General features: G+C 71.5%; 2 protein-coding genes. One reads left to right on the top strand and one right to left on the bottom strand.

Annotated features, from left to right (window positions below; genetic code table 11):
* Positions 1-1133, bottom strand: a 1133-nt coding sequence (locus ACWDX9_RS62635; protein WP_449973340.1) for a 3,4-dehydroadipyl-CoA semialdehyde dehydrogenase, incomplete at its 3' end; no start/stop codon positions are given.
* A gap of 108 nt (positions 1134-1241) precedes the next feature.
* Here ACWDX9_RS62635 and paaA point away from each other — a divergent pair.
* Positions 1242-2099, top strand: an 858-nt coding sequence (gene paaA, locus ACWDX9_RS62630; RefSeq protein WP_449973339.1) for a 1,2-phenylacetyl-CoA epoxidase subunit PaaA, incomplete at its 3' end; no start/stop codon positions are given.

The raw sequence follows: 2099 nt of genomic DNA, 5'->3' as shown, positions 1-2099 counted from the left end.
CCGCGCTCGGCGTCGCCGTCGAGCAGGGCGGAGCCGGAGGGGTCGCCGAAGGCGATCTCGGCGCCGGCCCGCAGCGCCTCGACGGCCTTGCGCACCTCGTCGCGCTGGCCGAGGCTGGCCAGCGCGCCCATCCGTACGTCCGGATTGCGGGGATCGCCGACGGTCACCTTGGCCAGGCGCGCGGCCAGCGCCTCGACGACCTGGTCGGCCATGGCCGAGGGCACGAGGACCCGGCGGATGGCGGTGCACTTCTGGCCCGCCTTGACCGTCATCTCGGTGACGACGCCCTTGACGAACAGGTCGAACTCCGGGTCCTCCGGCCGCACGTCCGGCCCCAGGATCGAGCAGTTCAGCGAGTCGGCCTCGACGCCCAGCAGGACGCCGCCGTCCAGCACGTTGGGGTGGCGGCGCAGGATGCCCGCGGTGTGCGCGGAGCCGGTGAAGGCGACGGAGTCCTGGACGGTCAGCTCGTCGAGCAGCCCGCCGGCGCCGCCGGAGACGAGCTGGAGCGTGCCCTCGGGCAGGATGCCCGACTCGACGATCAGCCGTACGGCCAGCTCGGTCAGGTACGCGGTCTGGCTCGCGGGCTTGACGATCGAGGGCAGCCCGGCGAGGAAGGCCGGGGCCAGCTTCTCGAGCATCCCCCAGACCGGGAAGTTGAAGGCGTTGATCTGCACCGCGACGCCCGGCCGCGAGGTGTAGAGGTGCTGGCCGACGAACGTGCCGCCCTTGCCCAGGCGCTCCAGGCCGCCGTCCAGGACGACGGTGTCGTTCGGCAGCTCGCGCACCCCCTTGCCGGCGTAGCTGAACAGGGTGCCGATGCCGCCGTCCACGTCGATCATCGTGTCACGCGAGGTGGCGCCGGTCCGCACGGACAGCGCGTACAGCTCCTCCTTGCGCTCGGTCAGGTGCTTGGCCAGAGCCTTCAGCAGGGCCGCCCGCTCGTGGAAGGTCAGGGACCGCAGCGCGGGCCCGCCGGTGTCGCGGGCGTGGCGGACCATCGCGGCGACGTCCAGCCCCCGGCTGGAGATCCGCGCGACCTCCTCGCCCGTGGCGGCGTCGAGCAGGGGCTCCCCTTCATCGGCCGCCCGGAACCATCGTCCGGCGGCGTAGCTCTCCAGCAGCGCGCTCACGCGTCCTCTCCTCTCCACGGGCCCCTTGCGCAGGTACCCCAACACGTGCCACGGTATTACTGACCGAGCGATAAGTAAATACGACTCGACGCCCGAGGAGGGAAATCGATGACGACGACACCGGCGGAGCCGGAAGCGCTCGAAGCCGCGTTCGAGGCGACGATCGCGCGCCACGACCGGATCGAGCCCCGGGACTGGATGCCGGACGCCTACCGCCGGACGCTCGTACGCCAGATCGCCCAGCACGCGCACTCCGAGATCATCGGCATGCAGCCCGAAGGCGCGTGGATCGGCCGCGCGCCGTCCCTGCGCCGCAAGGCCATCCTGCTGGCCAAGGTGCAGGACGAGGCCGGGCACGGGCTGTACCTGTACTCGGCGTGCGAGACCCTGGGCGTCTCCCGCGCCGAGCTGACCGAGCTGCTGCTCACGGGCCGGCAGAAGTACTCCTCGATCTTCAACTACCCGACGCTGTCGTACGCCGACGTCGGGACGATCGGCTGGCTGGTGGACGGCGCCGCGATCTGCAACCAGGTGCCGCTCTGCCGCACCTCGTACGGCCCGTACGGGCGCGCCATGATCCGCATCTGCAAGGAGGAGTCGTTCCACCAGCGGCAGGGCTACGAGCTGCTGATGACGATGATGAGCGGCACCGACGCCCAGCGGGCGATGGTCCAGGAGTCGGTGGACCGGTTCTGGTGGCCGTCGCTGATGATGTTCGGCCCGCCGGACGCCGACTCGCCCAACAGCGCGCGGTCGATGGCCTGGGGCGTCAAGCGCAACTCCAACGACGAGCTGCGCCAGAAGTTCGTGGACATGACGGTCCCGCAGGCCGAGGCGCTGGGGGTGACGCTGCCCGACCCCGACCTGCGCTGGAACGCCGAACGCGGCCACCACGACTTCGGCGAGCCCGACTGGGCGGAGCTCGCCGCCGTGATCCGCGGTGACGGGCCGTGCAACGCGCAGCGC

The sequence above is a fragment of the Nonomuraea sp. NPDC003201 genome, assembly GCF_053590415.1.
This window is presented reverse-complemented; position numbering and strand designations above follow the sequence as displayed.